Source organism: Mesorhizobium sp. M6A.T.Cr.TU.017.01.1.1, from assembly GCF_004023115.1.
Taxonomy (GTDB): domain Bacteria; phylum Pseudomonadota; class Alphaproteobacteria; order Rhizobiales; family Rhizobiaceae; genus Mesorhizobium; species Mesorhizobium mediterraneum.
This window is the reverse complement of the sequence record NZ_RZTA01000312.1, coordinates 1-345: the sequence shown is the minus strand read 5'-3', so window position 1 is coordinate 345 and position 345 is coordinate 1. Positions and strand designations below refer to the sequence as shown.

The 345-nt window shown below is 66.1% G+C and carries 1 protein-coding gene; it reads left to right on the top strand.

Annotated elements, in window-relative coordinates; genetic code table 11:
- Positions 1-345: VOC family protein (locus EOB36_RS34145; RefSeq protein WP_206637251.1), on the top strand; the 345-nt coding region annotated here is incomplete at both ends.

The window sequence follows — 345 nt, the reverse complement described above, 5'->3', positions numbered from 1 at the left end:
GGCCGATCGTCATCAGCGTTCCCGACATCACCAACACCGAAGCGGTGGTGACCAAAGTGATGAACATGCGCAAGGCGCGCGACTATGTCTCGCCGGAGGGGCAGGTTCACGTCTTCGAAATGGGAGAGGGCGGGCCGGCGGCGGAGTTGCATGTCCTGGTGCAGCCGGGACTGGCGCCGGCGCGGCAAGGCGCGGGTGCGGTTCACCATGTCGCCTTCAGGGCGCCGGACCAGGAGACGCTGCATCAATGGACGGCGCGGCTGGCCGAGTTCCGGCTGCCGTCGAGCGGCGAGGTCGAGCGCTATTATTTCCGTTCGCTCTACTTCCGCGAGCCGAATGGCATCC